The sequence below is a fragment of the Clostridium budayi genome (assembly GCF_055396605.1).
The window spans coordinates 673,117-697,049 of record NZ_AP042456.1 but is presented as its reverse complement, the minus strand read 5'-3'; the positions used below and the strand labels follow the sequence as shown (position 1 = coordinate 697,049).

At 27.7% G+C, this 23,933-nt stretch carries 21 protein-coding genes; 2 read left to right on the top strand and 19 right to left on the bottom strand.

Annotated features, from left to right (window positions below; all coding sequences use genetic code 11):
* Nucleotides 1–248 precede the first annotated feature (248 nt).
* The 8 genes from ACZ5TJ_RS03180 to ACZ5TJ_RS03145 form a co-directional block, all read right to left on the bottom strand.
* A complete protein-coding gene (locus ACZ5TJ_RS03180; protein ID WP_464201227.1) occupies nucleotides 249–2,210 on the bottom strand; it encodes an MSCRAMM family protein in 1,962 nt (653 codons plus the stop codon).
* 281 nt (nucleotides 2,211–2,491) lie between these two features.
* Nucleotides 2,492–2,872: a hypothetical protein gene (locus ACZ5TJ_RS03175; protein ID WP_464201225.1), complete on the bottom strand. Its 381-nt coding sequence runs from the start codon at nucleotides 2,870–2,872 to the stop codon at nucleotides 2,492–2,494.
* Between the two features lie 196 nt (nucleotides 2,873–3,068).
* Nucleotides 3,069–4,190 carry a non-hydrolyzing UDP-N-acetylglucosamine 2-epimerase gene (wecB, locus tag ACZ5TJ_RS03170; protein WP_464201224.1) on the bottom strand — a complete coding sequence of 374 codons (1,122 nt, stop codon included), beginning with the start codon at nucleotides 4,188–4,190 and terminating at the stop codon, nucleotides 3,069–3,071.
* Nucleotides 4,191–4,230: 40 nt separating this feature from the next.
* Entirely contained in the window at nucleotides 4,231–6,045 is a 1,815-nt protein-coding gene (locus ACZ5TJ_RS03165; protein ID WP_464201222.1) for an EAL domain-containing protein, read from the bottom strand.
* Nucleotides 6,046–6,101: 56 nt separating this feature from the next.
* A complete protein-coding gene (locus tag ACZ5TJ_RS03160) occupies nucleotides 6,102–7,700 on the bottom strand; it encodes a peptide chain release factor 3 (RefSeq protein WP_464201221.1) in 1,599 nt (532 codons plus the stop codon).
* Between the two features lie 161 nt (nucleotides 7,701–7,861).
* Nucleotides 7,862–9,205 carry a Sapep family Mn(2+)-dependent dipeptidase gene (locus tag ACZ5TJ_RS03155; RefSeq protein ID WP_464201220.1) on the bottom strand — a complete coding sequence of 448 codons (1,344 nt, stop codon included), beginning with the start codon at nucleotides 9,203–9,205 and terminating at the stop codon, nucleotides 7,862–7,864.
* 38 nt (nucleotides 9,206–9,243) lie between these two features.
* Nucleotides 9,244–10,206: a N(4)-(beta-N-acetylglucosaminyl)-L-asparaginase gene (locus ACZ5TJ_RS03150; RefSeq protein WP_464201218.1), complete on the bottom strand. Its 963-nt coding sequence runs from the start codon at nucleotides 10,204–10,206 to the stop codon at nucleotides 9,244–9,246.
* Between the two features lie 20 nt (nucleotides 10,207–10,226).
* Nucleotides 10,227–10,745 (bottom strand): GrdB-related putative oxidoreductase, encoded by a 519-nt coding sequence (locus ACZ5TJ_RS03145; protein WP_464201217.1) that lies wholly within the window; start codon nucleotides 10,743–10,745, stop codon nucleotides 10,227–10,229.
* A 256-nt stretch (nucleotides 10,746–11,001) separates the two neighbouring features.
* Between ACZ5TJ_RS03145 and ACZ5TJ_RS03140 the strand changes: the two genes are divergently transcribed.
* Nucleotides 11,002–12,600 (top strand): sigma 54-interacting transcriptional regulator, encoded by a 1,599-nt coding sequence (locus ACZ5TJ_RS03140; protein WP_464201216.1) that lies wholly within the window; start codon nucleotides 11,002–11,004, stop codon nucleotides 12,598–12,600.
* A 48-nt stretch (nucleotides 12,601–12,648) separates the two neighbouring features.
* Here ACZ5TJ_RS03140 and ACZ5TJ_RS03135 read toward each other — a convergent pair whose 3' ends face one another.
* The 10 genes from ACZ5TJ_RS03135 to ACZ5TJ_RS03090 form a co-directional block, all read right to left on the bottom strand.
* On the bottom strand, nucleotides 12,649–13,752 hold the full coding sequence (locus ACZ5TJ_RS03135) for a M42 family metallopeptidase (RefSeq protein WP_464201214.1): 1,104 nt from the start codon (nucleotides 13,750–13,752) through the stop codon (nucleotides 12,649–12,651).
* A 20-nt stretch (nucleotides 13,753–13,772) separates the two neighbouring features.
* Nucleotides 13,773–14,825: a M42 family metallopeptidase gene (locus ACZ5TJ_RS03130; RefSeq protein WP_464201213.1), complete on the bottom strand. Its 1,053-nt coding sequence runs from the start codon at nucleotides 14,823–14,825 to the stop codon at nucleotides 13,773–13,775.
* Between the two features lie 85 nt (nucleotides 14,826–14,910).
* Nucleotides 14,911–15,432 carry a GrdB-related putative oxidoreductase gene (locus ACZ5TJ_RS03125; protein ID WP_055207387.1) on the bottom strand — a complete coding sequence of 174 codons (522 nt, stop codon included), beginning with the start codon at nucleotides 15,430–15,432 and terminating at the stop codon, nucleotides 14,911–14,913.
* Nucleotides 15,433–15,443: 11 nt separating this feature from the next.
* Entirely contained in the window at nucleotides 15,444–16,790 is a 1,347-nt protein-coding gene (locus ACZ5TJ_RS03120) for a PTS sugar transporter subunit IIC (protein ID WP_464201212.1), read from the bottom strand.
* A gap of 15 nt (nucleotides 16,791–16,805) precedes the next feature.
* On the bottom strand, nucleotides 16,806–17,129 hold the full coding sequence (locus tag ACZ5TJ_RS03115) for a PTS sugar transporter subunit IIB (protein WP_039311443.1): 324 nt from the start codon (nucleotides 17,127–17,129) through the stop codon (nucleotides 16,806–16,808).
* Between the two features lie 68 nt (nucleotides 17,130–17,197).
* A complete protein-coding gene (locus ACZ5TJ_RS03110) occupies nucleotides 17,198–17,764 on the bottom strand; it encodes an RDD family protein (protein WP_464201209.1) in 567 nt (188 codons plus the stop codon).
* A gap of 383 nt (nucleotides 17,765–18,147) precedes the next feature.
* Nucleotides 18,148–19,536, bottom strand: a complete 1,389-nt coding sequence (locus tag ACZ5TJ_RS03105; RefSeq protein ID WP_464201208.1) for an aspartate ammonia-lyase — start codon at nucleotides 19,534–19,536, stop codon at nucleotides 18,148–18,150.
* A 319-nt stretch (nucleotides 19,537–19,855) separates the two neighbouring features.
* Nucleotides 19,856–20,443 carry an AAA family ATPase gene (locus tag ACZ5TJ_RS03100; RefSeq protein WP_045724800.1) on the bottom strand — a complete coding sequence of 196 codons (588 nt, stop codon included), beginning with the start codon at nucleotides 20,441–20,443 and terminating at the stop codon, nucleotides 19,856–19,858.
* A 248-nt stretch (nucleotides 20,444–20,691) separates the two neighbouring features.
* Nucleotides 20,692–22,104, bottom strand: a complete 1,413-nt coding sequence (locus ACZ5TJ_RS03095; RefSeq protein WP_464201206.1) for an MDR family MFS transporter — start codon at nucleotides 22,102–22,104, stop codon at nucleotides 20,692–20,694.
* A gap of 6 nt (nucleotides 22,105–22,110) precedes the next feature.
* The gene (locus tag ACZ5TJ_RS03090; protein ID WP_464201204.1) at nucleotides 22,111–23,016 is read right to left on the bottom strand and encodes a TetR/AcrR family transcriptional regulator; all 906 of its coding nucleotides are present in this window, start codon (nucleotides 23,014–23,016) and stop codon (nucleotides 22,111–22,113) included.
* A gap of 230 nt (nucleotides 23,017–23,246) precedes the next feature.
* Between ACZ5TJ_RS03090 and ACZ5TJ_RS03085 the strand changes: the two genes are divergently transcribed.
* Entirely contained in the window at nucleotides 23,247–23,510 is a 264-nt protein-coding gene (locus tag ACZ5TJ_RS03085) for a hypothetical protein (protein WP_464201203.1), read from the top strand.
* Between the two features lie 172 nt (nucleotides 23,511–23,682).
* On the opposite strand, the gene dltC is transcribed toward ACZ5TJ_RS03085, so the two are convergent.
* Complete coding sequence (gene dltC, locus ACZ5TJ_RS03080; protein WP_077230220.1) at nucleotides 23,683–23,910, bottom strand: D-alanine--poly(phosphoribitol) ligase subunit DltC; 228 nt, start codon at nucleotides 23,908–23,910, stop codon at nucleotides 23,683–23,685.
* Between the last annotated feature and the right edge of the window lie 23 nt (nucleotides 23,911–23,933).

Below are 23,933 nucleotides of genomic sequence, written 5' to 3'. Positions count from 1 at the left end.
TTATCATTACATATAGCTAAATTTAAAATATTATCCCCTCTCTATAATTACATTTTTTTCCAACTAGTAAATTATATATTATTTTTTATTCACTTACAATATTTATTATTAGATTATATGATGCTAAGTTAAATTAAATTATAATTTAACCTAAACTCTAATAATAAAAGTGATACTGTTATATTAATGAAATAAAAAAGATGATTCCTATACAATATAGAAATCATCTTATAATCCTAAAATACTATTTATTTTTCTTTTCTAAAAATCATTAAAGCTCCAGATCCTAATAGTAAGGTTGATAAACCTATATATCCTTTATATCCTGTCGCAGGTACTTTTATTGTTTCATTTTTAGAAGTTTCTTCTTCATCTTTTTCTGGTTTTTTCTCTATATCAGGCTTATTTTCTGGTTCTAGTGGTGTTACTTCTTTTTCATTTTCTATAGTAATTTTTATATTAAGATTTTCTTCTTCTGTTCCTATTGTAAACTTATGAAAACTTTCATCTAACTTATATCCTTCTGGTGCTTCTTTTTCTATAAAGTAGTAATCTCCTGCTTCTAAATTTTCTACCTTTATAATTCCCTCTTTATTTGTTACGTGCTCTGATATGAACTTTTTATTACTATCTAATAAGTGGAATTTTGCTCCTTCAAGTACTTTTTCATTGTCGCTACTATCCACTTTTATTAATTCAACACTTCCATATTTCTTTTCTGGCTCTGGTGGTGTTACTTCTTTTTCATTTTTAATAGTAATCTCTACGTAAATATTTTCCCCTTCTGTTCCTATTGTAAACTTATGAAAACTTTCATCTAACTTATATCCTTCTGGTGCTTCTTTTTCTATAAAGTAGTAATCTCCTGCTTCTAAATTTTCTACCTTTATAATTCCCTCTTTATTTGTTACGTGCTCTGATATGAACTTTTTATTACTATCTAATAAGTGGAATTTTGCTCCTTCAAGCACTTTTTCATTATCGCTACTATCCACTTTTATTAATTCAACACTTCCATATTTCTTTTCTGGCTCTGGTGGTGTTGCTTCTTTTTCATTTTTAATAGTAATCTCTACGTAAATATTTTCCCCTTCTGTTCCTATTGTAAACTTATGAAAACTTTCATCTAACTTATATCCTTCTGGTGCTTCTTTTTCTATAAAGTAGTAATCTCCTGCTTCTAAATTTTCTACCTTTATAATTCCATCTTTATTTGTTACGTGCTCTGATATGAACTTTTTATTACTATCTAATAAATGGAACTTTGCTCCTTCAAGTACTTTTTTATTATTACTACTATCGACTTTCATTAATTTAACACTTCCAAGTGGATCTTCTACTTCATCAGTTGGTGGAATTACTTCATCTGGATTAAACACATTGTTATGACATTCAAATCCCCCTTCTTGATTTAATGTCTTTGCTAATAAATGACCATTAACATTTCCTGAATGAGTGTTAATTACAGCATTAGGAGCAATAACACTTCCAACAACTTGCTCTGAAATTTTTATTTCAGTTGCATTTGGGAAATACCATATTATTTTTGAACTCCAATATTTATAATCCTTCCCCCAATCCATAGGACTTCCATTATTAAGCATTGGCTGTCCACTCGGGAATTCAAAATTACTTCCATTATTAACGAATACTATAGCTTTTTTGCCATTTGAAGTTACTAAATTATTAACTTCCATTGATTCAAATTTAGATTTATTTAATGTAATTACTTGAGTTTCATTTCCTTGTATTCTTTCTTCAACCATGTTTATAAAGTTATCTTTTATACCTTCTATATGTTCTTTAATTACTGATTTATCTTTAATAGTTACTTTATCGTGCATCCAGCTTTTAATTTTTTCTTTATTTTTTTCTGAGGATACTACTATACTTCCATTTACATTTGTTGGTGATTTATTTACTATGTCTCCTCCTACAACAAGTGTTGGACCATTTTTATCAGCTGGATCTCCAACAACTGGTGTACCAAAATCATGGTATCCTGTTATGTTAAGATTTCCTCCAATTATAGCATTTCCTTCGCAATCAGCATCTTTTGCATTGTAATCTTCTAATATTATTGCATTATAATGATAATCTCCGCCAAGCTCCTTATCTTTAGTTTCTCCACTCGCCTTAACTAATGGCGTCAATGCAAATGTTGCCAAAAGTAGCGATGCCGTAAGTTTAACTAACTTTCTTGATCTCATATTATTCTATCCCCCTTTAACTCTTATAGAACAATATATTAATCAAAAGACAAAATTATTATAAAAATTTAAATTTATTTTTTATTATGTAAAATAACAGTTTTAATTTTTTGGTATACAATTAAACTTTTATATGATATATTTTGTAATATTATGCTATATAGCATTAACTTAAAATAAAAAAACTATTTTCAAAATTGTTTAATAACAACTTTGAAAATAGTTTTTTTACTAATTATCTAAACTCCTAATAATATAAAATAGCAATTTATTATTTTATATTATTCGAGATAATTTTCTACTGCTATTTCATCACATTCATCTAATATATCTTCTAAATCTGGATAATCTTCTAAGTTTATTGTTTTCTCAGTAAGTTTAAATTTACTTATAAGACTATCTTTTTCACATTGTATAATATCGCTTTTCTTTATTATATCTACAACATCTTCTGTTTTAAAAACTCTTGGCATCCCAACAGAATATCCACTTGCAAAATTCATTTCATTTTTTGACATATCATCATATTCTATCTCATAATCATCACAATATTCCTCAATTATTTTTTTATTAAATTCTTGAATCGTTAATACCACATCATTTAAATTATCTAATTGAATAATATCTTCATTTGGCATTAAAACAATATAACCTTCTTTCATTTTAAAAACCTCCCAAAATAACACATAGTATCAATTCTATTTTTACTATATATTTTTAAAATCCTCTTTAGACATATTGTATACCTTCTAATGTTGATTTTTGGGAACTTTCTATGTATTTTTTGTAAAATTCATAGTAAAAAAATATAAAAAAGAGAATGATAGATTAATCTATCATTCTCTTTTTATGCTATTGTTAAGCAAAGTAATTTGCTATATGGTCTAGTATTCTTTCACAAGCTTTTCCGTCTCCATATGGATTAGTAGCTTTAGCCATTTTTTCATATGATTCTTTATTTGTTAAAAGCTCTTTTGCTTCATTATAAATATTTTCTGTTTCTATTCCTGAAAGCTTAATAGTTCCAGCTTCAACTGCTTCTGGTCTTTCAGTTTCTGTTCTAAGAACCATAACAGGTTTACCTAAAGTTGGAGCTTCTTCTTGAATTCCACCTGAGTCTGTCATTATAAGCTTAACTCTTTCCATAAGATTTGCAAATTCCACATATTCAAGAGGTTCTATAAGATGAACTCTTCCTCTATATTCATCAAAATATCTATGTGCAAGTTCTCTTATTGATGGATTTTTGTGCATTGGGAATATAACTTCAACACTTTCATCTTCTCTAACTAATTTAATCATAGCCTTAAAGATATTTTCCATTGGTTCTCCCCAATTTTCTCTTCTATGAGTTGTAAGTAATATCACATTTTTATTCTTGTAATCTATGTCATTTAAAACTTCTTGTTCAAATTTTAAATCTTTATCAATTACACTTAAAAGTGCATCTATTACTGTGTTTCCTGTTATAAATATACTTTTTGGATCTACACCTTCTCTTAAAAGATTCTTTTCATTTGTTGTTGTTGGTGCAAAATGAAGAGTTGTTATTGCACCTGTTAATTTTCTATTTGCTTCTTCTGGAAATGGTGAATATATATCATATGTTCTAAGTCCAGCTTCAACGTGTCCAACTGGAACTTTATTATAAAATGCAGCAAGTGCTCCATTTAATGTAGTAGAAGTATCTCCATGAACTAATACTATATCAGGATTACATTCCTTTATTACAGAATCTACTCCTCTTAACACTTTATTTGATATATCTATTATAGTTTGTCCGTGAGCCATTATATCTAAATCATATTGTGGATTAACATCAAATACTTCAAGAACTGCATCTAGCATTTCTCTATGTTGTGCTGTATCACACACTAGTGATTCAAATCTTTCATCTTTATCTAATGCCTTAACTAAAGGGCACATTTTTATTCCTTCTGGTCTAGTTCCAAAAATTGATAATACTTTTATTGGCCTCATAATTATCTACCATCCTTTTGTTTTATTTACAAAAAGATACTTAATTTAAAATATCTTTGTAACTTAATTTCAAATCATCTATACTAGTAGGCTTTTGTATATAATAGCCTTGGCCATAATCTACTCCTAAATTTCTTAAGAAATCAAATTCTTCTTTAGTCTCTATGCCTTCAGCTACTATTTTAACTCCTAGTTTTTTTAATGTTTTTATCGTATTAGTTGTTAATGTTCTTCTATAATCATCTTTGTCAATGTTACATATAAGTTCTCTATCTAATTTTACAATGTCTGGTTTAAGTTTTAAAATTAAACCTTCATTTGCATAACCTGCTCCAAAATCATCTATTGCAATAAGTATATTATTTCTTCTATATACGTTAATAATTTCATCAACCTCTTCTGAAAAACCATATGTTGATCTTTCAGAGAACTCAATTATTACATTATTATAGTTTTTCTCTTTAGTGTTATAAATATTAAGATCTTTAAGTTCTTTATTTATTATATTAAAATACTCATCTCTGCCCTTAATTCTATCCTCATTAAAAGTTTCATTAATAAAAATTTTAATATCTTTAGGCAAAAAAGATTTTACATAATCATAATATATATTAACACCAAACTTCATAGATACATAATCTTCTAAATTTTTAGCTTTAGCAACATTAAAAAAATCTATTACATTTCTATAGTTTCTATCTTGAATTCTAGTTAGTCCTTCAACTCCATAAAGTGACATATCACTTAATGATACTATAGGTTGAAATACACTATAATATTTCTTTTCTTCTATTACTTTTAATACTCTATTTATCTTTTTATTAACTTTTCTATACTTTTCATAATCACTTTTATTAAAATGATTTATATTACTTTCAAAACCATTTCTAAGTTTTCTACCTTCTTCCATAGCAAACTTAGCATAATTATAAAGTTCTTCTTCAGAAGTTACATCAAAATTTAATATTGAAGTACCTATATTACAACTAATATGAATATCTTGACCATCAACTTTTTCTATGAATGTAAGTTTTTCTTTTACATCATTAAAAAATGAATCCATCCCTTTTCTTTTATTAAATCCATGCCTATAAAGTCCAAAATTTGGTCCACTAAATTTAAAGGCTACTGTTTTATCATCAACATATCCTATAAGTTTAGCAGCTATAATTTTTATTAAGTGGTCCATAAAATAATCGCCATATAAATTTTTATTAATTTCAAAATCATTAATTTCTATAAATAATAATGCACCATAAGCAACTCTATAATCATCTATAAGTTTTCTAACTTCTTTTTTATAATTAAGTTTATTAACAAGACCTGTTTCACTATCAATTCCTTCTTCATGTACATAAGAAATATTTCCAACTCTATCTCTTGTTACATCACAAAGAATAAGATCTAATTTGCTACTATTTACAATATGAGAGTATGCTCTTATAAATCTATCCTCATCATCTTTTTTTACTGAATATTCAAATTCAAAATATCCTTTTTCATAAGATATTCCTATAATTCTTTCAAGTTCTTCTTTACTTAAAGAAATAGCATCTAGGAAATTATATAGATTGGCTATTCCATTTGAATTATTATATAGTAATTCAAAATTCTTTTTTGAAGTTACCTTGCCTGATTTAAGATTTATTGTTAAAAAATCTATATTTTCATTTTTTGATACTACTGTCTCTAATTCACTTTTAACAATTCTATATTTTTCATTTGTTCTTTTATTCATTAAGGAAATAAAACCCCAAATAAGAGCTAAAATGAGCAAAGATAGGATAACAATCATATAATTGTCATCACTACTTTGTTTTATCATTTTAACTAAATTAAGCATGTAAATTCCCATCTAATCTACCCCTCTTACCCATTTAGTTTAATTTTCTTTAATTTAGGATATATTATTTATTCATCTGATTTACCAACATCAGATAAAACTATTCCTTTATTATGTTCTAGCGCCCAACTTATACCCCATGTATTTTGGAATATAAGAAGATTTCTATCTTTTAAGTCTTTAACTTTCTTAGTATCTGATGTAAGGTTTAGCTTATCAACATCTATATCTCCATCATTTTCTATCCATCTTACAAATCTATATGGAAGTCTTTCCATTTTTATATCAACGTTATATTCATTTTTTAATCTGTATTCTAAAACTTCAAATTGAAGTACACCAACTACCCCAACTATTATTTCTTCCATTCCTATATGAAGTTCTTTAAATACTTGGATTGCTCCTTCTTGAGCTATTTGAGTTACACCTTTAATGAATTGTTTTCTCTTCATTGTATCAACTGGTCTAACTCTTGCATAATGTTCTGGTGCGAAAGCTGGTATTCCTTCAAATTTAAATTTCTTTGAAGGTGTACAAATAGTATCTCCAATTGAGAACACTCCTGGATCGAATACACCAATTATATCTCCAGCATATGCTTCTTCAACTATTTCTCTATCTTGTGCCATAAATTGTTGTGGCTGTGATAATTTTATTTTCTTACCTTGTTGCATGTGGTAATAATCTTTTCCAGCTTCAAATTTACCTGAACATATTCTCATAAATGCAATTCTATCTCTATGAGCTTTATTCATATTAGCTTGAATCTTAAATACGAAAGCTGAGAAGTTTTCATCAAATGGATCAATTGGTCCTATATTTGATTTTCTTCCAATAGGTGATGTAGTCATTTCTAAGAAATGTTCTAAGAATGGTTCAACACCAAAGTTTGTAAGAGCAGATCCAAAGAATACTGGAGTTAATTCTCCATTTCTAACTTTCTCTACATCAAATTCATCTCCTGCAATATCTAAAAGCTCTATGTCTTCCATAAGCTTTTCATGTAATGCTTCACCTAAAAGTTCTTTGAACTTAGGATCATCAACATCTCCATCTATTGCTTGAGCTTCTTTTTGACCGTGTTCTCCACCTGTGAAAGCAATAATTCTTTTATTATCTCTTTCATATACCCCTTTAAATTCTTTACCTGATCCTATTGGCCAGTTCATAGGATATGTTTTTATTCCAAGTTCATTTTCAATATCCTCTAATAATTGGAATGGATCTTGAGCTTCTCTATCCATCTTGTTTATGAAAGTGAATATTGGCATTTCTCTAAGTGCACATACGTGGAATAATTTTTTTGTTTGTGCTTCTACCCCTTTAGCTGCGTCAACAACCATTACTGCTGAATCTGCTGCCATAAGTGTTCTGTATGTATCTTCTGAGAAATCTTGGTGACCTGGTGTATCTAGGATGTTTATACAATGTCCACCATAGTTAAATTGCATAACTGATGATGTAACAGATATCCCTCTTTGTTTTTCTATTTCCATCCAGTCTGATACTGCATGTTTTGATGCTTTTCTTGCCTTAACTGAACCTGCAAGTCTAATTGCTCCTCCATATAATAAGAACTTTTCTGTTAATGTAGTTTTACCTGCATCTGGGTGAGAAATTATCGCAAAGGTTCTTCTTTTTTCTATTTCATTTCTTAAATCAGCCAAGGTACTTCCTCCTTAAATTTATGTTAATCTAGTTTCTTACATTATTTTAGTATAATCCACTCTCAATTATAACATAATTATTAATTATATGTACCATCTAATAATAAAAAACCTTTAAGTAAAGACTTACAAAATTCTTTATCCTTAAAGGTCTTTTTAAATCATTTGGCAAGATTATATAAAGCATTTGTATATATTTTTAAATTAGTAATTAAATCTTCAATATCCATATACTCATCACTATTATGTGCAATTCCCTTTTGTCCTGGAAATGATGGCCCAAAAGCAACTATATTAGGAAATACTTTTGCATAAGTTCCCCCAGTTGTAGTAACTGGTGTTCCATCAAACCCCGTTACATCTTCATACGCTTCTTTAAGCTTTTTAAGTAGATCATGTTCTTTATCAAAACATACAGAATCCATTCTTCTATTTTCTGATAAAGTGTATCCATCTTTAATAATACTTTTTATTATTGAAATCATGTCTTCATATTTATAACTAATTGGATATCTAAACACAATTGAGATTCCAATCTTTCCTTTATCCATTTTAATTTCATATGGATTTATTACTAGATCACCTGAGATTTCATCAAAGCAATTTATATTAAGTTTACTTAAAGAATGATTTTCATAAAAACTATTATATATAAATTCAATAAATTCTAAAGTTTCTTTATCATTTATATAATTATTTGATTCTAATATATCTTTGCATAATTTTGTAACTGCATTTACTCCACTTTCAGGAGCATTTCCAGGTGCTTGCTTGCCTTTTGCACTTATTATTTTAGTTTCACTCTTTTCATTACTATAAAGTTCAATTCCAGCAAAATCTGGTACAACATTATTTCTAAAGTTTCCTTTTATACTTTTTATATTAGTATCATTTATTTTATTGCTCCATATAGTTACATCAAGAATTCCTCGCTCTCCATATACAGCTGGGTATTTACAATCTGGTGTAAATCCCATTATAGGAGGTTTTTCTTCTTTTAAATAATATGGTATATCACAAAAACCTGTTTCTTCATTTGTACCAAATATAACTCTAATTTTCTTTGATATTGGAAGATTTAAATCCTTTATTATTTTCATTCCATAAAGAACTGCCATTATAGGACCTTTATTATCTAGAACTCCTCTTCCATATATTTTTTCGTTATCTATTGATACATCAAAAGGATTGTAATTCCATCCTTCACCTTCTGGAACAATATCAACATGTCCAATTACACCTATATATTCATCTGCTTCTCCATACTCCGCATAACCTATAGCATTTTCTATGTTTTTTGTTTTAAATCCTAATTCTCTAGATATTTTAAGTGCTTCTTCTAGTGCTTCTTTAGGACCACTTCCAAAAGGTGCATTATATAGTTTTTCTCCTTCAACACTATTTATTTTAACTAATCTTCCTATACTTTTAATTAATTCTTCCTTATATTCATCTGCCTTTTTATTAAACTCATAGCTTAAATTAGCTTTACCTAAATCATTCATTATAAAATCATCTTCTTTCATATAAATATATTTTATAATTAATCAAAAGTTACTGGTGATTTTATTCTTTTAAGGTATGCTTCAAGCCATTCTTCAGATGCTTTTTCGTAACTTGTTTTTCCATCTTTCATTTCATTACAAACATATACTGTTGGCTCTTCATCTTCTGATACTACGGAGAATGAGAAGCCTACTATATTAGTTGCAACTCCCCATTCCCCTTTATTATTAAGAGCTACTAATGAAAGATCTCCTGACTTTCCTCTTCTTTTTATAAGCTTATCGTTTAATTCTCTAACTGCCTTATCACAAGCCTCTTGTGGATGCATTCCCTCTTTCATAAGTCTAACTATTTCATATGAAATACAGCCTTTCATTAAATCCTCTCCAAGGCCTGTTGCTGATGCACCTCCAACTTCACTATCACAGTAGAATCCTGAACCTGATATAGGTGAATCGCCAACTCTTCCTTTTCTCTTCATAAATAAACCACTAGTTGAAGTTCCAGCTACCATTTTCCCTTCCTTATCAACAGCTATCATTCCAACTGTATCATGACCATCATATGGGCTTAACCCCTTCTCTATAGTCTCTTTTCTTCTCTTAGCATAATATTTTTTAGCTCTATCAGTTAGCATGTTAACTCTTTCAAATCCTTCTTTATGAGCATACTCTTCAGCACCAGCTCCAACTAAGAAACAGTTAAATCTTTCTTCACTAAGTTTTCTTGCAATACTTATTGGATTTTTAAAATCTTTTATCCCACCAATTGCACCAATTGATAAAGTATCTCCATCCATATATGCAGCATCTAATTCAACTTCACAATTCTCATTTGGTAGTCCACCAAATCCTACTGATTTGTAATAAGGAAAATCTTCCACCATTTTTATAGCTTTCTCTATTGCATCTCCAGAAAATCCACCCTTTTTAAGATCTTCTGCTGCTTCTGTTATCCCTTCAATTGCCATTCTCCATGTTGCTATCATAGCCCATTTCATAATAAAATCATTCCCTTCTTTTATAAACATACTAATTTTTTAAATTCTTCTATATCTTCTTTTTTGCCTAATTTTATTGCCATGTTACAAATATTTTTAATAGCTTCATAAAGCCCATCTTCTCCTTTGTTAGGAGTTTTTACAATAATAATTTCTTCCTTATAATCATTAACCGCTAAATTATCAGACGACATTACAGCAAATGATGGTATATTAAGTTTTTCATTAATTTCTTTTGCAATATTACTTGCCATATAGCCAAAACTCTCATAATGAAATGCAGGACCACATATTACAACATCAGGTTTTAACTTTTTTATCATCGATATAAACCTTTCATTCGATGCACTTATATTATTTTTGTAATATATATCACCACAATATAATGTAGCTATTATTTCTCCACCAATACTTTCTAGGAAACTCTTCATCATCTTTCCAGGACCTAATACATCCCTTTTCCCACATGGTGGTGAATCAAAACTTTCATTTCCTAGGCCAGCTTGTACATGATTTAATACTAATAATATCTTTATCATATTTTTTCTCCAAAATTCATACTAGTTTTATAAATATATTTAGCAATTAGTGTGCCAACCACTCTTAAATTTAACTATGCTACTATTTTAGCCATTTATATTTTTTCTCTTTATTCTACTTCTTGATTTTGTAAAAAGTGTGCTTTAAAATAATACATAATAATATATATTTTTACTTTATTTACACACTAAATAGTGATTTAAAACACTATTTTATACAACATTAAATTAAAGTATATACATTAAGGGGTTTGAGATGAAAAAATTAAAGAGAATTGACTTAGTTTATGAAACTGTTGAAAAGTTAGACAAAGGTAATGGTGTTACTACTAATGATATTTGTAATGCTTTAAATATAGAGCGTTCAAATATAAGCAAGAACTTAAATAACTTAGTTAAAGAAGGTCGCCTTTATAAAAATACTGCAAGACCCGTTAAATACTACTTAAAAGATACAAATGATATTGATTTTACTATAAGCTGTCCACTAGATACTCTTTCTTATTTATATCCCTCATTAACTGAAGCTACAAAACTTGCTAAAACATCTATTCTTTATCCGCCAAATGGTATGAATTCTTTAATTATTGGAGAGACAGGCTCAGGGAAATCTATGCTAGCAAAACTTATGCATGATTATGCTGTTTCTTTCTTTAAAGATAAGGACATGCCTTTTATACATTTTAATTGCTCCGATTATTCAAATAATGTTCAGCTTCTAAGCTCCCATTTATTTGGAGTAAAAAAAGGAACATTTACAGGAGCAACAGAGGATAGAGCAGGTCTTATTGAAAAGGCTGATGGTGGTATTCTATTTTTAGATGAAATACACAATCTTCCTAGTGAAGGACAAGAAATGCTATTTTTATTTATGGATACTGGCTATTTTAGAAGGTTTGGTGAAGTATCTAAAAAAATAAAAGCTTCTGTTAGAATCATATGTGCAACTAATGAAGATATAAATCAAACATTACTTAGTACTTTTTTAAGAAGAATTTCGATAAAAATTAAAATACCGAGTTTAAATGAAAGAACTATTGAAGAAAGACTAACGTTAATTGAGACTTTTTTAAAAAGTGAAAGTGAAAACTTAAATAAACCTATTTATATTTCTTATAATGCAATGCTATGTTTCTTATCTTATGATTGTCCTTTTAATATTGGACAACTTAAAAATGATATAAAGCTTGCCGTTGCAAATGCTTATACTGAATACTTTATAAATAATAAAAAGCATATAAAAATAAATAGTCCAGATCTTTCAAAAGATATTACTCATAAATTATCAACTCCTCTTATCGAGGAAAGATTTGTGCTAGACAAATTAGAAACAACAAATAGATATTTTATATATGATAAAGATACTAAAATAACAAGTTATAGTTTTCAAAATAAAAAGCATTATATGGTTGCTTCTTATAAAACTTTAATGAATAAATTAGACGTTTTATCATCTAATAAGTCAATAAAAATTTTTGATTTTAATAATTTGCTCGAAGAATATTTTAAAAATATAGAAATACAATCTGATAATTATAGGCATAATTTTTCTTATGCCACTTTTGATGAAATAAACAATAAATTATTTAGTTTTGATAATAATATAGAAAAGTTTTTCAAAATAAAAATATATGAAAACTTGTTTAATATTCACTTAGATTTAATTTATGATAGACTTAGTCTTATAAATTTAGATACTAAAAATATTGAAACTAAACTTAAATCACTATTTCCTGAAAGCTACAAACTTGCCCTTAGTTATTTAGATATAATAGAAGAAACTCTTAATTTATATCTACCATCTTCTGAATTTATCTTTATAATATTACTATGTTTATATATAAATAACTTATAATAGGAAACAAACTAAAGGTCGGAATTTATCCGACCTTTATTATTAAAACTACCTAGTTCCATTCTTTATATCATTTAAAATTTCTAAGTTAACTCTTCTACAAAACTCTGCAATAGCTTTTACTGTTTGAACGTAATCTTTTCTATGAATTAAAAGACTATGAGAGTGCATATATCTAGTTGGAATTGATAATGTCATACTAACTACTCCATCTAATGACTTATGAATATTTCCAGCATCAGTTCCACCAACTACCATAAAATCATAATTTATATTAAGATCTTTCTCTTTGCAGATATCTTCCATATGTTTTAGTAAGTTTTTATTTGCTATAGTTGAAGCATCTAAAATACTAAGTATAACACCACAACCAAGTTTTAAATCTCCTTTTTCCATTGGTGTATCTTTAGCTGTTGTTACATCTAGGGCAAATGCTATATCAGGTTTAATTACATGAGTTGCTGTTCTTGCACCTCTTATTCCAACTTCCTCTTGAACTGTTCCTACAGCATAAATATTTGCATCATGTTCTATGCTTTTAAGTTCTTTTAATACATCAATAGCTACTGCTACACCTATTCTATCGTCAAAAGCTTTTCCAAGTAAGTAGTTTGGATTATTCATAACTTCAAATTTAGTGTCAGGTGTTATCATATCCCCTATCTTTATTCCTAATTCTTCTACTTCTTCTTTAGAAGAAACTCCTAAGTCTATAAATAAATCAATAGGATTTATAACTTTATCTTTTTCTTCTTTAGGCATTCCATGTGGTGCCTTACTACCAAATATCCCTTTTATTTTATCTCCATTTTTTGTTGTAATAATCATTCCTTGAGATGGTAATACATGCCCCCACCATCCCCCAACAGGTAATATTTTTATAAATCCATTTTTATCTATCCCTCTTACTACAAAACCTACTTCATCCATATGTCCTGCTATCATTATTCTAGGTCCATTTTCGGATCCTTTTTTAAGTCCAATAATTGACCCTAAATTATCATATATAATTTCATCTGAATATTTTTCAAAATACTTTTTAGTTACTCTGCTAACTTCTTTTTCACAACCTGATATTCCGTTAGCTTCACTTAATTCTTTTAGCATATTTAAATCGACATCACCATATGCTTTGCTTTTATCTATACTCATAGCATGTCCTCCAATATATTTTATCTATTTTCTCTCTTAAAATACTCTATCTTTTCTTCATTTAAGCTTTTTATAACAGCAATAGTAGCTTCCTTTGCACTTATATAATCATTTATGTCTATTATTTCACTATTTGATTTTAAATTTCTTGCACAAATACAAGCTTTTAATGTAGGACATCCTATTTGAAGTTTGTGGATCCATCCTCCATCACTATCATCCATTGAATAATAATATTGGTGTTTTATATCATTTGTTTCACAAACATCAACTAAATAATTTAATAATGCTCTATTTGGCATCATTGATTTATCATAATAACTTATAAGTACTCCATCACCAAGCTTTCCTACTGCATCTTCATTTCCTTTTAAGTCATCAGCTTTTAAGCAATCAAGTACTATTGAAATATCTGGCTTAATTAAGTTAGTTGCTGTTATACATCCTCTAAGTCCAACTTCATTTTGAACTGTACATCCAACATATAAATCTACATCTAATTCAATATCTTTTAAGCTTTCAAGTATTTCAATTCCAAGTATGCATCCATATCTATCATCAAAAGCTTTTGAAACAATTCTTTTACCTGTAGGTAAAACTTCAAATTCTCCATCTATAACTACATCATTTCCTAATATAACTCCAAGTTCTAATACTTCTTTTTTATCTACTGCACCAATATCAACTAATATATTATCTTTATTTTTTGTATCTCCAGTTACAATAACCCCTCTAACTTCTCCACTATTAGTAGTTATTCTAACTCTTTTTGAAATAATATCTTTTTCAGTTCTATCTCCAAGTGGAAGTAATTTTAATAATCCATTATCTTTTATTTCATTTATTATAAATCCTATTTCATCCATATGAGCACAGATCATAACCTTCTTAGCATTTTCTTTTTTAGATCTTTTTACTGCAAATATAGATCCTAAATTATCGAATACTATTTCATCAGTATATTTTTTATAATATTTTTGTAAAACAGTTGATATATTTTTTTCACTTCCTGATATTCCTGAAACTTGTGTAATTTCTTTCATTAAATCTATTGTACTGTTACTTAATTTCATATAAACTCACTCACCTTTTATTTATAATTTATTGTTTAAAAAGGTAGTCTAAGAATATATCCTTAGACTACCTTTATTAATTGATTTAATAACAAATCTTTTCTATATATTCTTTTATATCTTCTTTGTCTGCCTTTTTCTTAGCTAACACACAAATATTTCTTAATGATTCACTTAGTCCAATTCCACCCTTTTTAGGCATCTTAACTATATTTACTAAGTCTTTATAAGCTAATATAGTATCTTCATTCTCTTTAGACATTGCTGCTAATGCTGGTATATCAGTATTCTTTTCAATCTCATTTGCTAATACTGCACACATTCTAGCATATCCTTCATAGTTATATGCAGGTCCACATATAACTACATCTGGGTTCATCTTTTTAACCATAGCAACCATCTTCTGCTTAACTAATTCCTCATTTTTATTAAAGAACCCATCCCCACAATATAAACACGCTATAACCTGTCCATCTAATTCTCTTAAATCTTTTTCTAGCATATTTGCAGAACCTATTGCCATACCTTTACCGCCTAAAGGTAAATCAGGATTTTCCTTTCCTCCCTGTCCCGCTTGAACTTGGTCAAATATCATTAAAACTTTCATAAAAAGACCTCCTATAGATCATCAAATGATAAATCATCGAATGAAATATCATCAACTGATTGTTCATTTGCTGATTTTTCTTCATCTTTTAAGTATTGCTTATCTAGCATCTTTATAAATGGATAGTAAATTATACATCCAAGTAGTAATAATCCTATTTGCCAAACTCCTGCCATAACGCTACCTGTTGATAAATATCCTGAGAATCCTATTGGAGTTGTCCATGGTAGTGATACCCCTGTAGTATATGGAATTATGCCCATATTCGTTGCAATAGTTGATAAAACTAAGTTAACAACTGGAACTCCAACAAATGGAACTATTAAAACTGGGTTTAATACTATTGGTAAACCAAATATAATTGGTTCATTAATTCCAAAGAACCCTGGAACTAATGATAATCTTCCTAATTGTTTAATTCTTTGCGATTTACAGAATAAAACCATTACTATAACTAATGAAAGAGTACTTCCCCCTCCACCAAAACCTGTGAAGAAGTTTGAGAATGGATCTGTAAATATATTTGGTAGAGGTAGTCCAGCTTGGAATGCTTCTAAGTTTTCTATTGTTAGTATTTTTGTTATTGGCGCAAATACTGTATTTGCTACAGCTGGTCCATTTATACCGAAGAACCAGAATACTGTACATGCTAAACTGTATATAATTTGAGCAAATAATGTATTTCCTGCACCTTGTAGAGGAGTTTGTAAAACTTTATATATAAAGTTATGTGCAGTTTCAAATGAAGTAAATTCAAATCCTATTCTTACTAAGAAGAACATTGTAATAACTACAGCACTTGGTATTAAAGCAGCAAATGAAGCTGCAACTGCTGGAGGAACTCCATCAGGCATTTTTATTGTCCATCCCTTTTTATATACCCAGTTAAATACTTTAACTGATACTAATGATATTATAAGTGCTAAGAAAATTCCGTTTGATCCTATATATTCAAATGCTAAACCACTAACAGTTTCAGGTCCATTAACACCTTCAAATGGTATTCTAGTTGGCATTAATATAAAGAATGATACTAAAGCTACTCCAGCTCCTTGTATTGCATCGCCCTTTAATTCTCTAGCATATGCATACCCAGTTCCAACACATGTTAATAAAGCTATCATATTAAATGTTGCTCTTGAAACATTTGTAAACCATGACGCCCAATTTGGTCCTAGTATATTGTTCCAGAAATCTTCCCATCCTGGTATTGGGAAATTAGCTATAAGTAAAAATATTGATCCTACAATTAATAATGGAGTAGTTATTAAGAAACCGTCACGAATTGCAACTAAAATTTTGTTTCTCCCTAGTTTATCTGCTACAGGCATTAAAACCTTTTCTAATGTTGCAAACATTTTGCCCACCTCTTCCTATTTTTTATTATTTTTTATAAGCATAATTGCATGTTTTAAAACTTTTTCTCCATTCATCATTCCATAATCTTCTGTATTGATTACTGCTATTGGAGTATTTAAATCTTTAAATTTAACCATAGTTTCATTGTATAAATACTTAACTTGTGGTCCTAAAAGGATACAATCTGGATGCTCTTCCATAACTACACTTTCTATAGTTCCATGAGGAAACGCTTTCACTTCAATTGGTAATTTGTGAGCATCTGCTACTTTTTGCATCTTACTAGCTAAAAGACTAGTAGACATTCCTTGACTACAAAATAAATAAATCTTCTTCATAATTCCTTCACCCTTCACTTTCAATCTAATTTTTATATTTTAAATTGTTTATATTTTTAAAAACAAATTTAAGCATTTTTTATTTCAATAACTTTTGTTTTAGAAATAATATCATGTATCATACGATTTTCTTTAGTTACAAAAATTAAAATTATAGATATAAATGTTATAATTGATGCTAAAATTGATAGTACTTTATAAGTATTTATATTAGACACTATTGTTAGCATTTGTCTTAAGTACTCACTACTGCATATAATTCCACCTTCAACTAACATAACGCCTATTATTTCACGCTTAAATAAATCCTTAAATTTAACTTCACCATTATTTAAATTTGTTATTTTAATTCCTAAAAATCTTTTTCCTAATGTTTGTCCATTTCTCCATAAAGTAGGTAGTAATAAATAATAAGATGAAGCTGCTAATATAGCTAATGTTCCAGCTACTAATGCATAATTTATTGACATAGATTCAAGAGATCTTGCAATATTACCATCTCCATTTTCTAAATTATATATAAGAAGTACAGGTATTCCCGCTAATACAGAAGCTAAATACCAATCTATAAATGTGGCTATAGCCCTTCTTAAATATAAAGATCTATTTTCTCCTCTACCTTTACTAATCTTCATATATTCATCCCCTTTTTTCTAATAAGCCTTACCGTTTATATTTATTAGAAATTAAACTTTGTTTCCTAATATAATCTTTAGCAAAAGTTATGCCAACCACAGTAAATTTAATCCATTATAGCTATTATCTTCATTTTTAAAACTCCCTATATTTAAATTTATTTTTGTGCTAAGTATTAAACATTATTTATACACAAACTTAATTGTATATTTAGTTTTTTGCACACTATTATTCCTTAATGTAACAAAAAACACATTAATCAAAGCTTCTTTATACATTAATTTTTATATTTTTGTTTATATATTTAAAATTATTATTAAACATTGTTTTATAAAAAATAAGAAGGATTAAATTGTATTAATCCTTCTTAACCTTTATTTAACTAAGCCTCTATTTTAATCATTTTATTTATATTAAGAGTTTTTCTAATACCTTCTTCGCTCATTCCAAGTTCTTCTTTAATTACATCTTTAATATTCATATTATTTTTTAAAGCTTTCTTTGCTATATAAGCTGCTTTCTCATAACCAAGGCTAGGTGCAAAAGCTGTAACTATTCCTATACTCTTTTCAACAAGTTCTCTACATCTTTCTTCATTTGCCTCTATTCCTTTTATACAATTTTCTGTTACTGTATAAACCCCATTTGTTAATATTCTAATTGATTGGAACACATTTAATAATATGATTGGATAAAAAGCATTTAGTTCTAATTGCCCTGAACTTGTTGCAAGTGTAACTGTTGTATCATTTCCTATAATTTGGAATGATATTTGTTTAAGTAATTCTGGCATTACAGGATTAACTTTACCTGGCATAATTGAAGATCCATTTTGTTTTGCTGGAAGATTAATTTCTGAGAATCCTGTTCTTGGACCTGATGACATAAGAATTAAGTCTCCAGCTATTTTACTTAAATTAATTGCACATGTTTTAAGATCAGATGAAAGTGCTGCTATTATATCAGCATTTTGAGTTGAATCAATTAAATCATCTGCTTGAACTATTGGAAGATCAGTAAGTTCTCTAAGCTTAATTACTACTTTCTTTATATACTTAGAGTTTGCATTTATACCTGTTCCAACTGCTGTTCCTCCAAGGTTTACAACTAAAAGCTCACTACTTCTTTTTTCTAATCTATTTATATCTCTTCTTATAGCTCTACTGTATGCTATAAATTCTGAACCTAAACTTATAGGAACTGCATCTTGCATTTCAGTTCTTCCCATTTTAATTACATTTTCAAATTCTTTTCCCTTATTTAATAATTCTTCTTCAAATCTTCTAAGCTCATAAATACATTTCTTTAATAAGTTATAACAGTTTATCAATCCTGCAGTTGGTATAACATCATTTGTTGATTGTCCCATATTTACATGATCATTTGGATGAACTGGATATTGCCTTCCTTTATCATATCCTAAATATTCATTTGCTATATTAGCTACAACCTCGTTCATATTCATATTAGTTGATGTTCCTGCTCCACCTTGAATTGGATCTAAAATAAATTGATCTATATAATTTCCACTATTTATTTCATCACATGCCTTTACTATAGCATCTTTTAAGTTTTCATCTAAATGATTAACTTCATAATTTGTAATAGCACAAGCTTTTTTAACTAAAGCTAAAGTTTTTATAAATGATTCCTCTAAATTTAATCCACTTATTCTAAAATTCTCATATCCTCTTAAGCTTTGAACTCCATAGTATGCATCTTTAGGTACTTTTTTACTTCCAATAGAATCCTTCTCTATTCTAAATTCCATATTTAAAACCTCCAATATAATCCTAATGATAATTTTATCCTTTTATAAAATCATTAAAGCAAATACTATGCCACCTTTTCTGTGACTTCATTTATATAAGCTTTCTATAATACTTAAAAATTTTATATACAAAAAGTTTTATTTTTGATTATTTTATGCACACTTTTTTAGAATATTTAATCACACATCAATAGTAAAACTTAAACTAATACTTAAAAATATATACATTTAGTTATTTTTTATAAACACTATATTTTAAAGAAAAAAGCATGTACATTAACTTTTGTTAAAATACATGCTTAAAATATTTTATATTAATTTATTTTTGTGGCATTGCAGCCTTTATTTCTATATCTGATAATCCAACTATATCAAGTATCTTCTTTGATCTTTCTTTAGTTGATCCTGTTATAATTTCAAACTTAACATTTTCAGCTTCTAAGAAACTTAAAATAGCCTTATCAATTGCTGATGCTAATTCTTCATCTTGCCATCTTACTCCATCTTGTGTATAACCAAATTCTCTTGGAACAAAGAATATATGATCATACTTTGGAAGATCTCTTAAAGCTAATATATATAAATCTTTTAATATTTCTATTTCTTTTCTAGTTCTCTTTTTATCCCCTAACATAAATCTACCATATATGTAAGGTACAAATGTAGCATAATCTGTTAATGCATAGTCAAATTCATTTAAACTTTCTTCTAATTGAGCTTGACCTAAATATATACCATATTGTTCAGCAATTGTTTCAATCATGCCTTTATCTCTTAAGTAGTCAGTACTGTATTCTGTTGCAACTCCAACATTTAAATCTCTTATTTTCATATCAACATATAATTGTTGTATTAAAGTAGTCTTTCCACATCTTGGGCCACCTAAGATGGCTATTCTTGTCGGCATATAATCTCTCCTTCAAACTAATTATATTACTACAATAAAAGTAAATAATATTAATGTTTATATATTATCTAAATTTTAAAAACAAAATTATTATATCAGTTCAATCGACAATTTTCAATAAAATTAGCAATTAAAGGGAGCATCAATATATTAAAACTGATACTCCCTCTAACTTTAATTTTATAATTTTATTTTAAATCATTCTTATAATGAATTACTTTACGTTTATCTTATATTTACTAATTAGCTTAGGCTTCTTCTTTTGGTTTTTTCTTAACAACAAATAATGCTATAACTAATGAAACTAATGTAAGTACTCCTGATATAGCAAATGCAATATTCATTCCATGTATTTGTGCAAGTTTAGGATCTAATATTCCTGAATTTAAAGCTGCCTTAGTCATTACTGTGACTAATATTGCTGTTCCAATTGAACCTGCAACTTGTCTCATTGTATTATTTACAGCAGTACCATGTGATAAATTCTCTTTACTTAATGTATTTAAACCTGATGTAGTAAGTGGCATCATAAACATTGACATACCTAAAAGACGAACTGAATATGCAAATGTTATAAGTTCAATCTTTGTATTCGCCTCTAAGAATGATAATCCAAATGTACCAGCTGTTAAAAGAGTTAAACCAATAATTGAAAGTAATCTTGCTCCAAATTTATCAAATAATTTACCTGTTATAGGATTCATTATACCCATTATTATTGCACCTGGCATAAGCATAAGTCCTGAATCAAAGGCTGAATATCCTCTTGCCATCTGAATATACATTGGTAATATTAATTCTGCTGAAACAAGTCCTGCATATGCTACCATTATTATTATTGTAGTATATGTAAATGTAGAACTCTTAAATACTCTTAAATTTAACATTGGTTTCTTGCTTGAAAGTTGTTTCCATGTAAATATAGCAAGTGAAACTATACCTACTATTAATGGAATTAATACACTTGCTTTTTCCCATCCATCAGTACCTGCATTACTAAATCCAAGTAATAATCCACCAAAACCTAAAGTTGATGTTATTACTGATATAATGTCTAGTTTTATTTTCTTTGATTCTTTTACATTCTTTAGTGCAAAAAATGCAAATACTAAATCAACAATACATATAGGTGTTATTAAGTGGAATAAATCTCTCCAAGGATGACTATCTACTATAACTCCTGCAAGTGTTGGTCCTATAGCTGGTGCAAAGGCAATTATTATACCTACAACCCCCATAGCAAATCCTCTTTTTTCTTTTGGGTATATAACTAAAAATACAGTTTGCATAAGTGGCATTATTATACCAGCACCTGTTGCTTGTATAATTCTAGCTACAAGTAGCATATTGAAGCTATTTGAAAATCCTCCAATTAGAGTACCTATTGTGAATAATCCCATTGATGCAAAAAATAATTTCCTTGTTGAAAATCTATCAATTAAATAGGCTGTACAAGGTATCATTATACCAGTAACTAACATGAATGAAGTTGTAAGCCATTGTCCTGTTGTTGGGGATATATTTAAATCTTTCATTATTGTTGGAAGTGCTGTTGTAATAAGAGTACCATTTAAAAATGATACAAAACCTCCAATTAAAAATACCGCTGATATAAGTATCGGGTTAAATTTCTTCTTTTCTCTTATGTTTTCTTCACTCATAAAATTTTATCCTTTCGTTTTTATTCCATTCCATACATGCCCTAAACATTTAGCATGTTCTTTTAATTCATCATTATCACTTATATACATTATTAAAGCTTCTATAATTACTTTATTACTATTTTCTTTTTCACCTTCTATTTCTAATAAATTTATTGCCTCTAATATCTTTTCTCTATTAACCATTGAATATGAATTTAATACTATTGACCTTAATTTTAATATTTGTAATTTCCACTGTTTTTTTAAATATTCTAAATCTAAATCAAATTTATTATTTATAATAAATGTCTGTGCAATATCTTTTGATATAAGTGGCTTATCATCCTTATGTTTATCTACAATTGATGTAGTTAGTCTTACTATAAAATTTGATACATCTTTATAATCTCTATTTGAAATTTCTCTTATTGCAAATAAAACTATAAATTCTCTAATAATTCCTTTTAGACATATTGTTATATCCCAAATTATGGATCTTATACTTTCTCCATATGCCTGAATTAACATGTCCTTTAGCTCATTTATAATATAAATCTTATTCTCTAACATTATATTTTTTATATTCTCTTCCTTCATAATAGCTCCATTTTCAGAAAGCATAAGGAAAAATTCTCTTCCCTCTGAGAAATAATTAAATAGCGTATATATCTTCTCTTCATATTTTTTAATAGGTGATAAACTATCATCTAAATTTACTTCATCAACAAGTCTCACCATTTGATTATTAAAATATTTTATTATATAAATTAATATATCTTCTTTAGAACTAAAGTATTTATAAATTGTAGCCTTTGAAATATTACATGCTTTAGCAATATCTTGAACAGATGTTGACATATATCCTTTTTTAGAAAATAAGTATGTAGCTGTATTAAATATTTCCTCTTTTTTTTCATTAACTAAATCCATTTTATAATCTCCATATTCATAATTAATCTATAAAAACTACATGGTTTTTTTAAAAACCATGTAGTTTTTATTATGCAATTATATTACTTTAAATAAAAAGAGTCAATTAGTTAGGTGACTAATTAACATTATATTCACAGTATTTTAATTTAAGTTTTTTATATAAATTTTTAAATGGTGAATTAAATATATCCTACTGTACAAACTATACTTATAAGGAGGAGATATAAATGCCTAAAAAAGATTTGAAAGAGAAAAGAAAATACACAGACGTTCAAGCACCGCTTAAAGCTTACTTGCCAGAGAATAGAACTAACTATAGTCCACATGATTTAAAAAGTGTTGCTCCAAACGGTGATGTAACACCATTACCAAATCCTGCAGTAGATGATATTGTATCAAACAATATTGCTACTTCTGAATTTAACTATACTCAAAGTATGGCAAATGAACTAGAAGAACAAGAAGCATTAGAAGAATTTAAAGATAAATAATCTTTAAAGTTAATTGCACCTTCAAAGATTTAATTTTAAAAATCATAAAAACTAGTCTTTTTAATAAAAAAAGTGGCTTAAATGCCACTTTTTTTATTAAACCTTATGTTTTCTTTGTATTTATCTATATTCAATTTTAAATTTTAGCTAATTAAGTTTTAAAGATATTAAACTATCTAGTTTCTAAGAACTTTACTAGATTATTTACAGTTGCCATATCTTTTCTTTCAAGATCTGTTGGTTGTAATTTTATTCCGAATCTTTCTTCGATTTGTAATAATACTTCTATTATTGCAAGTGAATCTAATAATCCTGCTTCAAATAAATCTAATTCTAAATCATCTCTTATTTCATCACAACCTGTTACTTCTTCAAAAATCTCTATTACTTGCTCTTGCATATTAACTATCTCCTTTTTTATGT

Coding starts and splice junctions, on each gene's coding strand:
- ACZ5TJ_RS03180 (WP_464201227.1), bottom strand. CDS start 2,210: ATGAGATCAAGAAAGTTAGTTAAACTTACGGCATCGCTACTTTTGGCA.
- ACZ5TJ_RS03175 (WP_464201225.1), bottom strand. CDS start 2,872: ATGAAAGAAGGTTATATTGTTTTAATGCCAAATGAAGATATTATTCAA.
- wecB (WP_464201224.1), bottom strand. CDS start 4,190: ATGAGGCCAATAAAAGTATTATCAATTTTTGGAACTAGACCAGAAGGA.
- ACZ5TJ_RS03165 (WP_464201222.1), bottom strand. CDS start 6,045: ATGGGAATTTACATGCTTAATTTAGTTAAAATGATAAAACAAAGTAGT.
- ACZ5TJ_RS03155 (WP_464201220.1), bottom strand. CDS start 9,205: ATGAATGATTTAGGTAAAGCTAATTTAAGCTATGAGTTTAATAAAAAG.
- ACZ5TJ_RS03150 (WP_464201218.1), bottom strand. CDS start 10,206: ATGAAATGGGCTATGATAGCAACATGGAGAATGGCAATTGAAGGGATA.
- ACZ5TJ_RS03145 (WP_464201217.1), bottom strand. CDS start 10,745: ATGATAAAGATATTATTAGTATTAAATCATGTACAAGCTGGCCTAGGA.
- ACZ5TJ_RS03140 (WP_464201216.1), top strand. CDS start 11,002: ATGAAAAAATTAAAGAGAATTGACTTAGTTTATGAAACTGTTGAAAAG.
- ACZ5TJ_RS03135 (WP_464201214.1), bottom strand. CDS start 13,752: ATGAGTATAGATAAAAGCAAAGCATATGGTGATGTCGATTTAAATATG.
- ACZ5TJ_RS03130 (WP_464201213.1), bottom strand. CDS start 14,825: ATGAAATTAAGTAACAGTACAATAGATTTAATGAAAGAAATTACACAA.
- ACZ5TJ_RS03125 (WP_055207387.1), bottom strand. CDS start 15,432: ATGAAAGTTTTAATGATATTTGACCAAGTTCAAGCGGGACAGGGAGGA.
- ACZ5TJ_RS03120 (WP_464201212.1), bottom strand. CDS start 16,790: ATGTTTGCAACATTAGAAAAGGTTTTAATGCCTGTAGCAGATAAACTA.
- ACZ5TJ_RS03115 (WP_039311443.1), bottom strand. CDS start 17,129: ATGAAGAAGATTTATTTATTTTGTAGTCAAGGAATGTCTACTAGTCTT.
- ACZ5TJ_RS03110 (WP_464201209.1), bottom strand. CDS start 17,764: ATGAAGATTAGTAAAGGTAGAGGAGAAAATAGATCTTTATATTTAAGA.
- ACZ5TJ_RS03105 (WP_464201208.1), bottom strand. CDS start 19,536: ATGGAATTTAGAATAGAGAAGGATTCTATTGGAAGTAAAAAAGTACCT.
- ACZ5TJ_RS03100 (WP_045724800.1), bottom strand. CDS start 20,443: ATGCCGACAAGAATAGCCATCTTAGGTGGCCCAAGATGTGGAAAGACT.
- ACZ5TJ_RS03095 (WP_464201206.1), bottom strand. CDS start 22,104: ATGAGTGAAGAAAACATAAGAGAAAAGAAGAAATTTAACCCGATACTT.
- ACZ5TJ_RS03090 (WP_464201204.1), bottom strand. CDS start 23,016: ATGGATTTAGTTAATGAAAAAAAAGAGGAAATATTTAATACAGCTACA.
- ACZ5TJ_RS03085 (WP_464201203.1), top strand. CDS start 23,247: ATGCCTAAAAAAGATTTGAAAGAGAAAAGAAAATACACAGACGTTCAA.
- dltC (WP_077230220.1), bottom strand. CDS start 23,910: ATGCAAGAGCAAGTAATAGAGATTTTTGAAGAAGTAACAGGTTGTGAT.